This window comes from Mycobacterium sp. E183, assembly GCF_001667735.1.
Lineage (GTDB): Bacteria > Actinomycetota > Actinomycetes > Mycobacteriales > Mycobacteriaceae > Mycobacterium.
Map to the genome: position 1 here is coordinate 30746 of NZ_LZJN01000150.1, position 16409 is coordinate 47154.

A 16409-nucleotide genomic window follows, 5' to 3' on the forward strand; every position below is an offset into this window, starting at 1 on the left:
AACGTCGAGTTGTTGAGCCGAATTCGCGCATTTCGGCCCGACAACCCCACGCTGGGCGCGCGGATTTCTATGCGGGTTGGTTCGGCACGCCCGGGAACAGCTGTTCCGTCGGCCCCGCGGTCACCCACCCGCCCAGCTTCGTCACCAGGTGCGGCGCGAAAACCGCGCCGTAGAGCAGGTTGCCGATGACGATCACGGCGGCGACGGACAGCAGCGAAGATGCGAGGCGGCTCTTCGACCGGTTGGCGGCCCACATCTCGATGACGTTGCGTCCCTGCGAGTCGGTGCGGCCGAGCAGATAGGTGAAGACCATCATCTGGATCGCCATCGCGAGGGAGTCGTAGAGCGGGTACTGATGCACGGTCCCCTCGCGGATGGCCAGCCCCGGAATCACCCTGCCGTAATAGAACACGCCGAGCTTGGCGCCCAGGAACCCGTTGAAGAAGAGCGCCCAGCAGAAGCCGACGATCAGTCCCACCACCAAAAGGGTTGGCGGCCTTCGCCACCCAAACCGCGCGCTCAGCCACCGCCCGAGCGCCGTGCCCGTCACAGCCGGCAGCACGAAGTAGGAGATGTAGCCGACCGGAACGAACAGGGGCAGCCCGCCCCACGTCACGTTCAGCGGCCACCAGGATGGCATGCGCGGGATGGCCGGCGGGAACTGCGCGTACATCGCCCAGTCGTATGGCGCCTCGATCCACGAGAACGAGATCGCCGAGATGCACAGCAGCAGGAGCGGGTGCAGGCGGCGCCGGCGAACGCTCAAGAACACGCCGAGCGCGGTGAACGTGATGCCGCCGACGAGGGCGAAGTCGCTGGCCGCCTGCATCACGGGCGTCATCTGGGAGCTCACCGGTCGTTCCCCGGGGTCCGGCGTGCCTGCGGGTCGAAGCGCAGCACCAGCCCGAAGATCAGGGCGATCAACCCGAACAACGTGCCCAGCATGATCACGGCGCCCACGCTCGCACCCCTTTCAACGCTCGACTCTTTAGATAGTGCACACTATCCTAAAGGCAGTCAACCACCCGGACAGGAGCGACGATCGTGCCCCAGCGGCCACCCACGAAGCGCGGCGCGTCGGCCGCGGCGACGAGCAGGCCCCGCGGCGCACCGCGGGGGTTGCTGCTCGACGCGGCGCGGGCCCGCTTCGCCCGCCAGGACTACCGAAGCACGACGACGCGTGAAATCGCCCAGGCCGCAGGGGTTACCGAGCACCTGCTGTTTCGGCACTTCGGTTCGAAGGCGGCGCTGTTCCGGGAGGCGCTCGTCCTGCCCTTCACCACCTTCGTCGACGAGTTCGGCAAGACCTGGCAGTCGGTGGTCCCGGAGGAGACCGACGAGAAGGAGTTGGCGCGGCACTTCGTCGGGCAGCTCTACGACGTGTTCGTCGAACACCAGGGCCTGCTGTTGACGCTGATGGCCTCGGAGGCGCTGAGTGAGGAGGAGAAGGCCGACGCCGGCATCGCGGAGATCAGGCAGGCGATCCGGGCGCTCGGTCAGATCAGCGCCGAGGGCATGCACCTGCGGGGCCTGCGGTCCGACCATCCCGACCTGCCCGCCCACTCGACCGTCGCGATGATCGCCGGCATGGCCGCGTTGCGGTCCACCTATTTCGGCGCCAGGCCGCCGTCGCGAGAGGTGATCGTCGAAGAACTGGTTCAGGCAATCCTGCACGGCTTCCTGCACCGAAACGACTGAGCGAAGGGATTCCAGAATGTCAGGCACCAGCGTGGTCGACTTGTACTACGACCCGTTCGATTCCGACATCGACGACAACCCGTACCCGGTGTGGAAGCGCATGCGCGACGAAGCGCCGCTCTACTACAACGAGAAATACAACTTCTACGCGCTGAGCCGCTACGAGGACGTGGCGCGCGAACTGCCGAACTGGCAAACGTACCGCTCCGGTCGCGGAACCACGGCCGACATCCTGTTCGCCAATATCGAAGTGCCCCCGGGAATTCTGTTGTTCGAGGATCCGCCGCTGCACGACCTGCACCGCCGCCTGCTGTCGCGGGTGTTCACGCCGCGGCGCATGCTGGCCGTCGAGGACCTGGTGCGCGGATTCTGTGTGCGGGAGCTGGATCCGCTGGTCGGCGCCGGCGGCTTCGATTTCATCGCCGACCTCGGGGCGATGATGCCGATGCGGACGATCGGGTACCTGCTGGGCATCCCCGAACAGGACCAGGAGAAGATTCGCGATCGCGGCGGGGCGTACATCGAGTTGTCTGACGAGCGCGACCCCGCCGCGGTGAATGCGAAGCTTTTCGAGGAGAGCATCGCCCTGTTCGCCGAGTACATCGAGTGGCGCGCCGATCACCCGTCCGACGATCTGATGACCGATCTGCTGCGGGCCGAGGTCGACGAGCCCGACGGCACGCGGCGGCCGTTGTCGCGAACCGAGGTGCTGGCCTACACGGCCATGATCGCCGGCGCGGGGAACGAGACGACCGCGCGGCTGATCGGCTACATGGGGCAGCTGCTGTCGGATCATCCGGATCAGCGCCGCGAACTGGTGGCGAACCCGGCGCTGATTCCCGGCGCGGTCGAGGAGACCCTGCGCTACGAACCGCCGTCGCCGGTGCAGGCCCGGTACGTCGCCCGGGACGCCGAACTCTACGGCACCGTCGTGCCCGAAGGCTCATACATGTTGCTGCTCAACGGTTCCGCCAACCGCGACGATCGCCACTTCGACGACCCGGATCGCTACGACATCCACCGCCAGGGCGCCCACCTGAGCTTCGGGCAGGGCCTGCACTTCTGCCTGGGCTCTGCGCTGGCCCGGATGGAAGGCCGGGTAGCTCTCGAAGAGGTCCTCAAGCGCTGGCCCGACTGGGAGGTCGACTACGCCAACGCCCAGCGGGCGCACACCGCGAGTGTGCGCGGCTGGGCGCGGCTGCCCGTCGTCACGGGCTGAAGCGCTGGTCTCTCCGGTGCGAGTGCGCGGCCAGCCGCACACTCGAGCTCGAACGTGCGGCTAGGCGCAGACTCGGGGGGCGAAGTTAAGCGCTTTGGTCGATCAGCACCGCGCCGTCGGGCTCGTTGCCGAGCGTCTGCAGCGGGATGTCCCCGCCCCGGGCGGTGAGACGGACGATCTCGGCGAGCGGGCCGGGGGCGTCGCATTGCAGGTAGTGGTCGGCGCCGGGCACCACCCAGTAGCGGTTGCGGCCGGGCTTGGTCTTCAGATACGTCTGCCACACATGGTTGGGAACGCGCAGCGGCGCGACGTTATCGTGCAACCCCCATACCACGGTGGTGTTGATCGGGCGCTTGGAAAGCGCTTCCAGCCAACCGGTTTCGTCAGCGGCGCGCTCGTTGAGGTATTGAATGGTGTCGGGCAGCACGCGGATTCCGTCGTTGTGGGCGAAGCACTTCGCCAACGCGGCGATCTCGGGGTCGTCCAGCGTTCGCCGCGGCATGAAGGTGCTGGCGCCCATTCCGGCGGCCAGCATGTCCGGCGTCGTCGCCGCCGCGGTTTGCCGCCCGGTCGCGGGATCGAGCAACGCGGTCTGGAAGACGGTGAGGTTCGACAGCGGCAGGTAGATGTTGGCATTCGTCACGATGAGGTCGACCGGTACGGCCGGCGGATCGAGGGCCGCCAGCATCTCCACGGCGATCATGCCGACGCTGCTGCCGCGGTCATGGGTGAGCATGCGGTAGTCGGTGAGGTTCCACACCTGGGTGATCGCGTACACGAGCAGACGCGCGTCGTCGTAGAGCGAATACGCGTACGGCTCAGCCGGTTTGTCGGACAGGCCGTAGCCCGGGAAGTCCAGCAGGTAGATGTCGAACTCCGAGCCCAGCTCGCGCGCCAGCGCGAAGAAGTCGATGCTCGACGTTGGGAAGCCGTGCACGAGCACCAGCGCGGGCGCGCCGGGTGTGCCGCAACGGCGGCTGAACACCGCGACCTCGTGCCCGTCGTTGGCGGCGGTGGTCGACCGCCAGCGCAGCTCCGTGCCGCCGCTTTGCCACTCCGCGAAGATGTCCAAGCTGCCAGCATCGCAGAGGCGGTCGCGGTAGACAACCACTCCGCTTGCGGAAGGGGACGAAGACCGGGTCCGCCGCGCCGCGCTCACGGGCAGGTCACGTGCACCCCGAAAGTCACCGGGCGCGTGCCGCTTTGGCCCGGGGTCGACGCCTCGCCGGTCCCGGTGATCGTGTAACTCTTGCCCTGCTTGGTCGCCTGGACCTGGGTTGCCGACTTGGTGGCCTGATAGGGGAGTTGGTACTGGCCGCCGGACAGCGTGAGCGACAGCGCGAATCCGTCGACCATGGGCGGGTTCTCGTCCGAGACGGCCAGCGAGACCGACGCCGTGTCGTCGTGCACGCCGATCCGGGTGGTGAGATCCCCCGATTCCGGGGGAGACGCGTTCGGTTGCGCCGCCGAACTGCTGCATTCGACCCGCGCGGTCATCGTGTGCTTGTTCCCGTCGATCATGACGGTCGTGGTGACCGCAGCGGGAGTCGAACTCGGGGTCGGTGCGGGATGGCTTTCCTTGCCGGAACAGCCGGACATCCCGGCCGCCAGCGCGATTCCGGCGGCCACGAAGACGTACCGATTCGTCATCTCACCTCCTTTGCAGCCAGGACTATAGGGCCTCTTCATTGCGGGAAGGTCTCTTTTCCCTGGCGACCAGTCAACCGATGGGTTTATCGCCAGGCTTCCCAATTGACCATGCTGCGGAGCGGTCCGGCGAACGAGGGCCGCACGGCACCCGATCGCCACCGGTCCTCGATGCTGGGCGCCAATGCGGCGGTGGTGGTCAGCGGGTCGGCGTCGAGGTAGACGACGGTGATGTACTGGAACTCCGTGCTCCACCCTCGCGGTAGGTGGCTCCAGCCGGTGCTCGACCCGAACGTCCACGCGCCGGCCGTGCCCGGCGTGGCGAGCAGCGCCGGATGGTGCTCGGCGTGCAGCCATTGCAGCCAGCCGTCCGGGCGGCGCCCGTCGACGGGTTCTTCGACGATGAGGACGACGCCGCGGTGCGGCCGAAACGGCACCACCTCCGCGGAGATGAGCGCATGCGGTGCAGATTGCCACTGCAGCAGGCGCAGCCCGGCGACTTGCAGCGACGGCCGGACGACGGGGAACCGGCCGTTTTCGCGCAACGCGCGACCGAGCGTGACGAAGTCGTCAAAGGTCTGCTCGACGGGGTCACCGACCAGGTAGTGCACCGCGTTGGCGATCTCGGCCAAGGGGCCGTTTCCGGCCAGGCGGTGCTGCGGGTAGTCGCCGTCGGCGATCCAACGCAACCCGTACACGATCCCGGGTAGCTGATACTGCTCCGGCATGTGATCCAGCAGGTGCCAACGCAGGTAGCTGCCGTCGTCGTCGGCCGGCGCGGCGGCGGTGAGGCTGAATACGCCTGCCCGGACGCGTATCACGCGGAGCCGCCGGGATCATGCAGCTCGGCGAGCGCCTGCAATTGGTCCAGATAATGCTGCAGCGAGGTGTGCCGGAAGACGGCGGGCACGATCGTGGCGCCGTGTGCGGCGGCTTCCCCGATGGCGTCGCGGGTGCGCTGCGGCTCGTTGATCGGGTCCAGCGGTGCCGGTGGGGGCAGGACGATCTCGAATCCCGGACGAAGCTCGATGCGGCCCAACCAGTCTCGCGCCTGTGGCAGTCCCACGCTGAAGGGCGCCCAGCCGTCGGCCAGCGTCGCGGCGCGGCGCAGCGATCGCAACGTGCGGCCGCCCACCCAGATCGGGACATGCTGCTGCACCGCGCACGGGTCCACGACCATGCCGTCGAAGGCATAGAACTCGCCACGGTAGGTGGGTTCCGGGACCGACAGCGACGCGCGCAGCGCCTTGAGGGCGTCGTCACCGCGCGGCCCGCGGTCGTCAAAGGGCGCGCCGAGAAGGTCGAACTCTTCTTTGAGGCTGCCCACTCCGACACCGAGGATGAGCCTGCCGTTGCTGACTTTGTCCAAAGTGCCGTAACGCTTGGCGATCTCGAGCGGATGGTGGTACCCGAGCACCAGGACGTTGGTGGCCAACCGGATTCGCCGGGTGCACGCGGCCAGGTAGCCGAATGTGGCCAGCGGATCCCAGTAGCGGGCGCCGCGGCGGCCCATCTCGGCCGCGGGCAGCGCGATGTGCTCGCTGCAGGTCAGGTGGTGGTAGCCGAGCCGATCCGCCGTCTCGGCGATGCGGGCCAGCTCCTCGATGGAGGCGTGTTTCTCCCAGTCGCCGCTGGCCTTGGGAAACATGGTCACCACGGGCGTGGCCACCGAGAGTTGTGGGCTCATCCCTGCATGTACCCTCCGGCATCGACCGGGATCGATTGGCCGGTGATGGTGCGGCTTTCGTCGCTGGCCAGGAACAACGCCAGGTTGGCGACATCCTCGGTGGTGGAGATATCCTGCAGCGCAACCCCTTTGAGCGCCTTCGCGCGCTGGGCGGCGACGTCCACCCCCTGCTCGTCGGCGGTGCGTTGCACCCACCGACGCCATAGCTCGGTGTCGATGGCCCCGGGGACGATGCAATTGCACCGGATGCCGTGTGGCCCAACCTCCAGCGCCACCGCCTTGGTGAAGGCCCGCAGCGACGCCTTGGCGGTGACGTAGTGGCTCTTGCGGACGACGCCGGAATAGCCTGCCGTGGAGGAGAAGTTGAGGATCACGCCGCGACGGCGCGCCAGCATCGACTGGTTGAGCACTTCCCGGGTGCACAGCATCGCCGCGGTGACGTCGATGGCGATCGTGGCGTTCCAGTTGTCCAGGGTCTGCTCCCAGATCCACCGGTCCTCTCCGGGCGCGGCGGCGTTGTTGCACAGGATGTCGACATGGCCGAATTCGTCGACGGCCCGCGCCACCATGGCCGCGACGGCACGCTCGTCGGTGACGTCGGCGCGCATCGCGATGGCTCCGGGCCCGGCCGCGCGGGCGGCCTCGCGCACGAGCTCTTCGCGCCGCGCGGCCAACAGCACCCGGGCGCCCTCCCGCACGAACACCGAACCGAGCACGGGTCCGAGGCCGGTGCTCGCCCCGGTGATGATCGCGACCTTCCCGTCGAGCCGGCCCCTCATCGCGCAGTCATCGTGCGGGCACCCGTGTTTCGAGCCACGCGTGGATACGTTCGGCGACGGCGAGCCACCCTGGGTCGAGCATCATGTCGTGGCTCATCTTAGGGAAGATTTCGGCCTCGGTGTGGTAGGCGGCCGCGGTTTCCCGCACTTCCCGCGGTGTGAAGCAGACGTCGTCCTGGGCCCCGAGCACGAGCAGTGGGGTGGTGACCAGCCGCGGCCTGGGCAGGTCGTGCCACAGCATGTCGATCGCGATCTTCAGGGCGTACTCCTCGCAGAGTTTTTCGGTATAGCGCGCCACGTCGGCTTCGGAATGCGACCGGGAGAAGAAGGTTTCGCGGGCCAATTCCGGTGTGGCGCCGACACCCCGCAGCGACTTGGTCATCGCCAGGCCGCTGGCTGTGTACCACGGGTGTCGCTTCAATCGGCGGGCCAAGAATCCCAGGATGCCGCTCGGGGGCGCGGAGGCGAGCAACACGGCGGCGGCCGCGTCGTGCGATTCCAGATACTTTTGCACCACGAAGCCGCCCAGCGAGTGGCCGACCACCACCGGCCGTTCGGGCAGGCCGTCGGCGACGGCGGCGGCGTCGGCGACGAAGTCGGCGATCGAGCAGAGCCGCATCGATTTGGGCGCCGGGCTCTTTCCGTGACCGCGCAGGCTGACGGCCAGCGCTCGGTGGCCCTTGTCCGCGAAGAACTCCAGGAAATGCTCGTCCCAACACCAGGCGCCATGCCAGGCGCCGTGCACGAACAGCACCGGCGGCTTGTGGGATTCGCCGCCCGGCCTTCTCTCGATCACTTCGAGCATGAGCGTGACTCCTCGTCGGGCCGCGCCCCCCGGTTTGGCTGCAGTGCCGCTGAGACTAGCCGCTGACGTGGGCATGGCGGACCGGAATCGGCGAAGCCACGGGGTCTGGTGGCGTTTACTGGTGCGGTGGGTGTAGATGGCGAAAGACGCATGCTGGTGCTGTCGGCCTTTCCGGCGGAAGCCGACGCGGTGCTGTCGCACACCACGCTCGATCCCGATCCGGTGGCGATCGTCGACCGCAGGCATTTCTACCTCGGCTCGATCGCGGGCCGAAAAGTGATCGTGGCGATGACCGGCATCGGCCTGGTGAACGCCGCCGACACGACCGAGGCCGCCTTGACCCGATTCGCGATTGGCGCGGTGGTGTTTTCGGGCGTCGCCGGCGGGGCGGCGCGGACCAAAATCGCGGATGTGGCCATACCGGCGCGCTGGACACTGGACAACGGCAACACGTTTCGACCCGTCGACCCCACCATGCTGGCGACGGCCGAAACGCTCTGCGTCGCACTGGAAAGCGTCGCCCGCCGGATCGATCTGCGGCGCCGGCCGCAAGTCGTGGTCGGCGTTGACGGATACAGCTGGGACAACAACAACGGCGTGGCGTTCCCCTGCATCCCGAACGGCGGGGACGTTTTTGGCTGCCAACCGCGCAGCGCGCCCGACCGGTCATACCGATACACCGGCAACTTCCGCCCGGCGGCGGGACGGTGGGTGCGAAGCGCCCTGATCAGCAACCTCAACATCGTGTCGGCGGCGGACCCGGCCTTCGACGCGACCGACATGGAGACCGCGGCCGCCCAAACGGTGGCCGACGAGCACGGTGTCCCGTTCCTCGGCATCCGCGGCATCACGGATGGGCCGGGTGACCCGCTTCACCTGCCGGGCTTTCCGTTTCAGTTCTTCTGCTACAAGCGGATCGCGGCCGACAACGCCGCCCGGGTGACCGCCGCCTTCCTGCAAAGTTGGGGCGGCGCCTGACCCTCAGGCGGGGCCGACCGCCACCGCGCGCCCCGGATCCGAACACCACTCGGACCACGACCCGGGAAACAGCGCCGCGTTCAAGCCCACCGCCGCCAGCGCCGCGACCGTGACGCTGGCCGTCACGCCCGAACCGCAGTAGGCGCCCAACGCACCGTCACGGATTCCGCGCTCAGCGAGCAGCTGGGTGAGTGCATCACCGGCGATGAACGTGCCGTCGGCGGCGAGGAGGGCGGTGCTCGGCAGGTTCAAGGCGCCGGGGATGTGCCCGGCCGCGGGGTCCAGCGGTTCGACCTCACCGCGGAAGCGTTCGGGCGCCCGCGCGTCGAGCAACGTCACGACACCGGCGCCCGCTTGCTCGGCGGTCAGGGACGGTCGGTTCCCGGCGCGCAGATCGTCATGCGGCACAGTCACATTCCCGGGTTGCGGTGTGACGGGCCCGGTTTCGAGGCTCCGACCCGACGCTCGCCAGGCGGCCAGGCCGCCGTCCAGGATGCGGACGTCCGGCAGGCCGGCCGCCGTCAACACCCACCACGCGCGCGCCGAACCGGCGCGATTCCAGTCGTCGTAGACCACCACCGGCGAGTCCTGCCGGACACCCCAGCGGCGCGCCGCTGCCTGCAAATTGCTGCCCGACGGCAGCGGGTGGCGGCCGCGACCGGCGACCGAGTGGTCGCTGAGCTCGTCCTCGAGGGACGCATACACCGCGCCGGGTAGGTGTCCCTCCAGATAGGCGGGCCGTCCGTCGGGCTCGTCGAGCCGCCAGCGCACGTCGACGATGGCCACCGAGGCGCCGGACTCGATGAGGCCGGCCAACTCGGTGACCGTGATCAAAACCTGGTCCCGCGGTTCCACCGATTCAGCCTAGCGGCCTCGCTCAGCAAGGCGGTGGCGTAGCGTCCTGCTGAGTAGGACCGCAGATGGAGCAATGTCATGGCGCGCATCAGTTACGAAGTCACCGGGTGCCTTGCGCTCGCGTCGGCGCTGCTGACGGCCACGCCCGCGGAGGCGATCCCGAACACTCAATGCGCCCTGACGACACCCGTGCAGGAGGTGCAGCATGTGTCCCAGCTGCCCCCGGAACTGCTCAAGCTCCTACCGCCCATCGCCGACGTCGGCGCGCCCTTCAACGCGACGGACTCGGTCAGCGATCCGACCTTGCCGTTCCGCCGGCTGATCCGCGCCGGCAGTCACGGTGCGGACTGGTTCGTCTGGTACGAGCACGGCGGCGTCGGATACTCCTGGCAGGCGGTGGTCGCGCGCGTGGTGCCGGGCGGGGATCCGCAGGTATTGGCCGACGCCGGAACGATTTCCGACACTCTGTGCAGGCTCACCGACGGCGCCTTCACCGGCGCGGTTCCGCCGTACCCGCCCGGATCGTGGGCGGCCTCCGACTTCTGAAGAATCCGACCGACCGTTGGTCTGGCATACCGACCACCGGTCGGTTATTCTCGGTGCAAGCCAGGGAGGTGGCGCAATGAGCGCATCCGAGCAATCGCAGACCCGGACCCGCATGTTCGCCCGCGTGTTGGGCCCCTACATGTCGATCGTGCCGACCACGATCGCAATCCGCGGTTCATACATGCAGGAACTATTCACCGAGTTCAAGGCAAATCCCATGTGGCCGTGGCTGTATGGAGCCATCCTGTTGATGGGCGGCATTTTCATCATTGCCTTTCACCAGTATTGGCGCGGTCTGGCGGCGTTCGTCGTGTCGGCCGTGGGCTGGTTCTTCTTCATCCGTGGTCTGCTGTTGCTGACGCTGCCGCGGGCCTACGACGCGGCCGGCAACGCCATCTACAGTTCGGGTGCGACTGCGGCGCTATGGGTGTTGTTCATCTTCCTCGCCTCAGTCGGGCTATACCTGACGTACGTCGGCTGGAAGCCCGAGAGTGCCTCGGGTAGTTAAGCATCCCGACGTCCGTCGCGCGGATCTGCTCGATCGGGCGGCGGTGCTGTTTCTGCGTGACGGATATGACAACGTCAGCCTCAACGATCTGATCGCCGACGCGGGCGTCTCCAAAGGTGCCTTCTACCATTGGTTTCCATCGAAGGACGCGTTGATCGCGGCCTTGGCCGAGCGCAGCGCGCGGGCCGCGTTCGCCGGGGTCGAGGATGCGGTCGCCGGAAGTGGCGGTGACGCGCTGGATCGGCTGAACGCCCTGCTGCGGGCCGGGTTTGACGTCAAGATGCAGATGAATGTGTCGGAGCAGCTGGCCGCGATGGCGTCATTGCTGCGACCGGACAACGCCCACCTCTACGCACGGATAACAGCGGTCGACGAAGCGCTGGTCCTGCCCCTTCTGACGCGCCTGATCGAAGAGGGGGTCGCCGAGGGTGTCTTCGACACCTTCGATCCGGAGGGCGTCGCCGACATGATCTACGGCCTTGCCGCGCGCACGAATTCCACCATCGTCGCGGTGTTGCAGGCGCCCGACGAATCCGCCCGGGAGCGTGCGATCGACAGCATGACAAAACGATTCAGACTGCACGGCCTGGCCATCGACCGCATCCTCGGGCTGCCCGACGGAAGCGTCACCACGCTCGCGCGAACACAGGTCGAAGCGCTGGTTGCCGCGCTGCCGAGAACCTATTAGCTACGCGGTGTGTTCGGCGTCGCCGGGGTCGTCGAGCGTCGGCGCCCCCAACGACGCCAGCATGCCCGTCGCAGCCCGATGCCAGGTGAAGTCCTCGGCGCGGCGTCGAGCCGAGACGCGGCGGTGGCGCTCCGGGCGGCTGGTGACCGCGCTGACCGCCCGCGCGATGGCGGCCGGGTGGTTGTCCGCCGAGGCGCCGCTGTCCGCGGTGATGATCTCGGTCAGCGCCGAGGTGCGCGAGACGACGGCCGGCGTCCCGCAGGCCAGCGACTCCAGCGCGGCCAGCCCGAACGTCTCGTGCGGCCCGGGAGCCAGCGTCACGTCGGCGGACGCCAGCAGCCCGGCCACCGTATGCCGATCGGAGACGAAACCGGTGAAGTCCACCGGCAGCCGCGCGGCCTGGCGTTCCAGCCTGGCCCGCAACGGACCCTCACCCACGACGACGAGTCGGGCATCGACCCCGGCGTGGCGCAACTCGCCGACGGCGTCGATGCTGCGGTCGACGCGCTTTTCCACCGACAGCCGACCGCAGTGGACGAGCAGCAGCTGGGTCGGCGCGGCCCAGCGGCGCCGCAGCAGGTACGAGTGCCGGCGCGGGTGGAAGGTCTGCAGATCCACGCCCAACGGGACCGTCACAGTGTTCGTCGCACCGATCCGGTCGAATTCCTCACGCGCGAAACCGGTGGTGCACACCACGGTGTCGTAATCGGCGGCGGTGCGCGCGTTGGCCAGATCGGCGAACTTCACCGCCGCGCGATGCGGAAGTATCTGTCCCACAAGGCGATCCAGCCGCTCGTGGGAGATCATCACCGTCGTGGCACCGTGGTCTCGGCCCCATCGGCCCAGTGACCGCAGCGTGAGCCGGTCGGACACCTCCAACGCGTCGGGCCGCAGCGCCTCCAGGAGAGCCTTGACCGGCCCGGGCATCACGGCGCGGTAGCCGCCGGTGAGCGGAATCAGGCGAGCGGGCAAAGTGATTCGGACCACACCGGTGCGCAGCTGGCTGCGTTCGGCGCGCTGGCCGGGAACGATCAGGAACACCTCGTGGCCACCGGCGCAATATTCGGCGCCCAGCCGATCGACCGCCGTGCGAAGGCCGCCCGAGCGAGGGCCATAGAAGTTGGCGACCTGTACAACACGCATAACGTGAGGACACGCGGTGCGCGTGTGCACTCAACAATGTGGACTTGACGCTGGCCTGAACAGTCCATGAATTCCGGCGTAGCGGCTACTGTGAGCCCCCTTTGGGGCCTTCGGCTTTGTTGATCCGCTCGGCGATGTCGGTGCCGGACAGCCGGGCGCCGAGGAAGTCACCGGAGGTGGGCAGGCTCAGATGCAGTTGCGACGCCCCGCTGACCGCGACGTCCCCATGCTCGAGCGTGAAATCGAGGATGTGCCCGCCGCCGGTGCGGTCACCGTTGAGGAAGTGCAGGTGATAGCCGGCGACCGAGATCCCCTGCTCGAAGTCGGGGGTGCGAAACCCGACCACCGTGCCCGGCACGTCAGTGAACACCTTCTCGGCCTGCTCCTCGGTGGCTTGGGTCAGCGGCGGGTAGGGCGGCTGCTGTGCCATCACCGTGCGGGTGTGCAGCTCGGCGAACTGCCCGGTGATCCGAACGGCGTAGATCAGGTTGGCGCTGGCGATCCGGCGGTCGATGGCGGCGATCACCTCCGTGCGCCCGGTGCGGGTCCGGATCGGGATCTCGAAATCGGTGTGAAACCGGGTGATCGCCGCGAACGGGCTGCGATCGGTCGGCGCGGCCCGGCCGGCGGTTCCGTCGGCGCGCAATCGGTAGCAGACGCCGTCGAGGATGACCATTTCGCCGTCGAGGTGATTGAAGGTGCCCAACCCGAAGTCGCCGTGGCGCAGGATCTCGGCGACGGTGACGTCGCCGTCGTAGACACCCTCCAGCAGGGCGCCGATCGTCGAGAACTGATAGACCTCGGCGTCGTCGGCGCGGTGGTGTGTGAGAAGCGTTGTCGCCCAGTGGCGGAAACGCTCGTAGGCACCCGAATGTGTGTCCATGATCCTTATTCGAAGGGGTCGTCGTGCAGCTGGGCGGCGAGATCGGTGTTGTGGCTGTAGTCGACGGGAACGTCGATCAGGGAGGGGCCGTCCTCGGTGAGCGCCTGGCGCAGGGTCGCGGTGAATTCGTCCAGCGTGGTAACCCGGTGGCCGCGGGCGCCGAAGGCCGCCGCGTAGGAGACGAGGTCGTAATCACCCAGTTGCACACCGGATTTGCGGCCGTACTTCAAGACTTCCTGGAAGCCGACCATGTCATAGGCGTTGTCCCGGAACACGATGTGGGTGAAGGTGAGCCCGAGATGGGCCGCGGTCGCGAGTTCCTGCGCGGAGAAGAGGAATCCGCCGTCGCCGGAGACGGACACGACCGGAGTTCCGGGCCGCACCAGGCAGGCGGCCATGGCCCATGGCAGCGCGACGCCGAGGGTCTGTTGACCGTTGGAGAAGAGCAGACGCCGCGGCTCGTACACGCGAAAATGGCGGGCCAGGTAGATGTAGACGGAGCCGACGTCGCAGGTGACGGTGGCGGTGTCGTCGAGTTCCTCCCGCAGCCGCAGCACGACGGCGACGGGGTTGAGGCCGGGGCCCTCGGGCTCGGTGCGGCCTGCCGTGGTGTCGATGTCGCTCAACGCCTTTCGCTGCGTGGCGATCTCGCGCTTATAGGTGTCCGTCAGGGTCAGGCCGGCCAGCTTGTCGGTCAGCGAGGTGAGCGTCGCCGCGATATTGCCGAGCAGCTCCGTGGCCGGCTGGTAGTGGTTGTCGATGTCGGCGGGGACCGAGTCGATGTGCACGACGGTGCGCGCGGCGTCGTCGTTCCACAGCACCGGGTCGTATTCGACCGAGTCGTATCCGACCGTGACCAGGACGTCGGCGTGGGCCAGGACGACGTCGCCGGGCTGGTTGCGGAACAGGCCCACCCGGCCCAAGAAGTTGTCCTCCAACGCGCGGGAGATCACGCCCGCGGCCTGGAAGGTCTCGACAACCGGCAGCCCGGTCGTGGCGAGCAGGGCGCGCAGCGCCAGGCAGGTGTCGGGGTCGGCGCCGCGCATGCCGACCAGCAAAGCGGGTCGGCGCGCGGCGCGGATCAGCTCGCTCGCCTCGGCGATGGACGCGGCGGGGGCGGCGGCCAACGGCGGAATCGGCTGCGGGCCCGGGATGCTCGCCGTCGTCGGAGCGGCCAACACATCGGCCGGGAGAACGACCGCGGCCGCGCCGCGCGGTTCGCCGAGCGCGGCGCGAAACGCGCCGATGGTGGCCTCGGCGGCGTTGTCGGGGTCGTTGACCTCGCCGGTGAACTTGGTGACCGTCCTGAGCATGGCGGCCGCGTCCATGGACTGATGCGTGCGCTTGAGGCGATCCACGCGGCGCACCGCGCCGCACAGCGCCACCACCGGGTCCTGTTCGGTGTTGGCGGTCAACAGCCCCGTGGCCAGGTTGGTGGTGCCGGGGCCGGACGTCACCAGCACCACGCCCGGGATGCCGGTGAGGCGACCGATGGCCCCGGCCATGAAGGCGGCGTTCTGTTCGTGGCGGCACACCACCAGCCGAGGGCCGGAGTCGAGCAGCGCGTCGTAGACGGCGTCGATCTTCGCGCCCGGCACACCGAAGACGAACTGCACGCCCTGGGCCGACAGGACGTCGACGACCCGCTGCGCGCTGCGCACGGCATCACCGCGATTCGTGGGGGCCATCCATCCAGCCAAGCACGGGTCGCGGTGCGTTGCGACCTCTACGCGTGGGTTGACCATCCATGATCGCTCTGGTGTATGGTCCCCAGTTGTGACGATCGAGAGCGTGCGCCCGGCGGAGCTCAGCGAAGACCTGACACGGCGCGCCTTGCGGCTGGTGCTGACCAAGACGACCGACCTGGCCGCGGAAGTGCTGCGGGTGCCGCTGCATTACTACCGCGACGGCAAAGTCACCGACTTCGAGGAGTCGCAGATCCTGCGGCGGACCCCGCTGGCGATCTTGCCCAGCGTGCAGATCCCCGGCCCCAACGACTTCGAAGTCCGCTCGGTGCTGGGCACTTCGTTATTGGTGACCCGCGACCGCGCCGGGGTCAGCCGCGTGTTCCTCAACTATTGCCGCCACCGCGGCGCGATGCCGGCCTGCGGCGCGGGCAACGCCTCTCGTTTCACCTGCCCCTATCACGCGTGGACCTACCAGAACACGGGCGAATTGTTCAGCATCCCAGGCAAATCCGGCTTCACCGGCATGGACACCGGCGATTATGGCCTGGTGGAGTTGCCGAGCCAGGAGGCCTACGGCTTCATCTGGGCGGTGCTCAGCGCCGACGCGTCCATCGACGTCGACGCGCATCTGGGACCGGTGGCTTCACAGCTGGCCGAACTCGACTACGGATCATTCGGGTATCACGCGCATCGCGAATTCACCTCCGAGGTGTCCTGGAAGGGGGCGTTGGAGGCGTTCGCGGAGGGCTACCACTTTCCGTTTGTCCACGGCGAGAGCCTGATTGGGCAAAACGCGCTGCCCAACGTCGCGATCTACGACGAGTACGGCAAGCACCACCGGCTCGGGTTTCCGTTCAACTGGATCGTCAACCTCGATGCCGATCCGAACGGTTCGTGGGACGTGCGGGACAACATGGGACTGATCTATTGGATCTACCCAAACCTGATCCTGGCCAACAGCAACGTCGGTGTGGAGGTCATCGACATTCTGCCGGCCGGGGCCCCGACCCGCTGCACCGTTCGACACAGCTGGCTGGCGCGCATCCCGGCCACGAGCGACGACCAGCGCAGCGGCTACGACATGATCTACGACGCGGTGCACGCGGCGGTGCGCGACGAGGACTTCGCGATGCTGCCGCAGTGCGGCGAGGGCGTGCGCCAGGGCCAACACGACCATATGATCATCGGCCGCAACGAGATCGGCGTGCAACACATGATCAAGGTGTTCGCGCAGGAGATTGGCGTCGCGCTGGGCTGAGTTCTCGTGCGACCATATTGAGCGTGA

18 protein-coding genes are annotated in these 16409 nt (G+C 68.0%); 7 read left to right on the top strand and 11 right to left on the bottom strand.

The window, feature by feature from the left end:
• Positions 1 to 67 precede the first annotated feature (67 nt).
• The gene (locus A5691_RS17040; protein WP_067782114.1) at positions 68 to 853 is read right to left on the bottom strand and encodes a spirocyclase AveC family protein; all 786 of its coding nucleotides are present in this window, start codon (positions 851 to 853) and stop codon (positions 68 to 70) included.
• A 191-nt stretch (positions 854 to 1044) separates the two neighbouring features.
• Here A5691_RS17040 and A5691_RS17045 point away from each other — a divergent pair, with 191 nt between their 5' ends.
• Entirely contained in the window at positions 1045 to 1698 is a 654-nt protein-coding gene (locus tag A5691_RS17045; RefSeq protein ID WP_068266709.1) for a TetR/AcrR family transcriptional regulator, read from the top strand.
• Between the two features lie 16 nt (positions 1699 to 1714).
• Complete coding sequence (locus A5691_RS17050; RefSeq protein WP_067751391.1) at positions 1715 to 2917, top strand: cytochrome P450; 1203 nt, start codon at positions 1715 to 1717, stop codon at positions 2915 to 2917.
• Between the two features lie 85 nt (positions 2918 to 3002).
• On the opposite strand, the gene A5691_RS17055 is transcribed toward A5691_RS17050, so the two are convergent.
• The 6 genes from A5691_RS17055 to A5691_RS17080 all read right to left on the bottom strand — a co-directional run bounded on the left by A5691_RS17055 (position 3003) and on the right by A5691_RS17080 (position 7835).
• A complete protein-coding gene (locus tag A5691_RS17055) occupies positions 3003 to 3989 on the bottom strand; it encodes an alpha/beta fold hydrolase (protein ID WP_067891460.1) in 987 nt (328 codons plus the stop codon).
• Positions 3990 to 4072: 83 nt separating this feature from the next.
• The gene (locus A5691_RS17060; protein WP_067751390.1) at positions 4073 to 4567 is read right to left on the bottom strand and encodes a lipoprotein LpqH; all 495 of its coding nucleotides are present in this window, start codon (positions 4565 to 4567) and stop codon (positions 4073 to 4075) included.
• Positions 4568 to 4650: 83 nt separating this feature from the next.
• A complete protein-coding gene (locus tag A5691_RS17065) occupies positions 4651 to 5382 on the bottom strand; it encodes a hypothetical protein (protein ID WP_067891457.1) in 732 nt (243 codons plus the stop codon).
• Positions 5382 to 6251, bottom strand: coding sequence for an LLM class F420-dependent oxidoreductase (locus A5691_RS17070; RefSeq protein WP_067891446.1), 870 nt, complete (start codon positions 6249 to 6251; stop codon positions 5382 to 5384). The genes A5691_RS17065 and A5691_RS17070 overlap by 1 nt, the downstream gene beginning before the upstream one ends.
• Complete coding sequence (locus tag A5691_RS17075; protein WP_067751385.1) at positions 6248 to 7030, bottom strand: SDR family NAD(P)-dependent oxidoreductase; 783 nt, start codon at positions 7028 to 7030, stop codon at positions 6248 to 6250. The genes A5691_RS17070 and A5691_RS17075 overlap by 4 nt, the downstream gene beginning before the upstream one ends.
• Before the next feature lie 7 nt (positions 7031 to 7037).
• Positions 7038 to 7835, bottom strand: coding sequence for an alpha/beta hydrolase (locus tag A5691_RS17080; protein ID WP_068266712.1), 798 nt, complete (start codon positions 7833 to 7835; stop codon positions 7038 to 7040).
• A gap of 126 nt (positions 7836 to 7961) precedes the next feature.
• Between A5691_RS17080 and A5691_RS27445 the strand changes: the two genes are divergently transcribed.
• The gene (locus A5691_RS27445; protein WP_231981005.1) at positions 7962 to 8813 is read left to right on the top strand and encodes a 5'-methylthioadenosine/S-adenosylhomocysteine nucleosidase; all 852 of its coding nucleotides are present in this window, start codon (positions 7962 to 7964) and stop codon (positions 8811 to 8813) included.
• Positions 8814 to 8816: 3 nt separating this feature from the next.
• On the opposite strand, the gene A5691_RS17090 is transcribed toward A5691_RS27445, so the two are convergent.
• Positions 8817 to 9668, bottom strand: coding sequence for a sulfurtransferase (locus tag A5691_RS17090; RefSeq protein ID WP_068017055.1), 852 nt, complete (start codon positions 9666 to 9668; stop codon positions 8817 to 8819).
• 78 nt (positions 9669 to 9746) lie between these two features.
• On the opposite strand from A5691_RS17090, the gene A5691_RS17095 reads away from it, so the two are divergent.
• The 3 genes from A5691_RS17095 to A5691_RS17105 all read left to right on the top strand — a co-directional run bounded on the left by A5691_RS17095 (position 9747) and on the right by A5691_RS17105 (position 11410).
• Complete coding sequence (locus A5691_RS17095; protein WP_231981006.1) at positions 9747 to 10214, top strand: hypothetical protein; 468 nt, start codon at positions 9747 to 9749, stop codon at positions 10212 to 10214.
• 76 nt (positions 10215 to 10290) lie between these two features.
• Positions 10291 to 10722 carry a hypothetical protein gene (locus tag A5691_RS17100; protein WP_068017065.1) on the top strand — a complete coding sequence of 144 codons (432 nt, stop codon included), beginning with the start codon at positions 10291 to 10293 and terminating at the stop codon, positions 10720 to 10722.
• Positions 10706 to 11410 carry a TetR/AcrR family transcriptional regulator gene (locus A5691_RS17105; RefSeq protein WP_067782127.1) on the top strand — a complete coding sequence of 235 codons (705 nt, stop codon included), beginning with the start codon at positions 10706 to 10708 and terminating at the stop codon, positions 11408 to 11410. Before A5691_RS17100 ends, A5691_RS17105 begins: the two co-directional genes overlap by 17 nt.
• On the opposite strand, the gene A5691_RS17110 is transcribed toward A5691_RS17105, so the two are convergent.
• The 3 genes from A5691_RS17110 to alsS form a co-directional block, all read right to left on the bottom strand.
• Entirely contained in the window at positions 11411 to 12553 is a 1143-nt protein-coding gene (locus tag A5691_RS17110; RefSeq protein WP_068017058.1) for a glycosyltransferase, read from the bottom strand. It abuts the gene before it with no gap.
• 85 nt (positions 12554 to 12638) lie between these two features.
• Entirely contained in the window at positions 12639 to 13436 is a 798-nt protein-coding gene (gene budA / locus A5691_RS17115) for an acetolactate decarboxylase (protein ID WP_067888856.1), read from the bottom strand.
• Positions 13437 to 13441: 5 nt separating this feature from the next.
• Complete coding sequence (alsS, locus tag A5691_RS17120) at positions 13442 to 15124, bottom strand: acetolactate synthase AlsS (protein ID WP_068015466.1); 1683 nt, start codon at positions 15122 to 15124, stop codon at positions 13442 to 13444.
• A gap of 88 nt (positions 15125 to 15212) precedes the next feature.
• Here alsS and A5691_RS17125 point away from each other — a divergent pair, with 88 nt between their 5' ends.
• Positions 15213 to 16382: an aromatic ring-hydroxylating dioxygenase subunit alpha gene (locus A5691_RS17125; protein ID WP_067782142.1), complete on the top strand. Its 1170-nt coding sequence runs from the start codon at positions 15213 to 15215 to the stop codon at positions 16380 to 16382.
• Positions 16383 to 16409 lie beyond the last annotated feature (27 nt).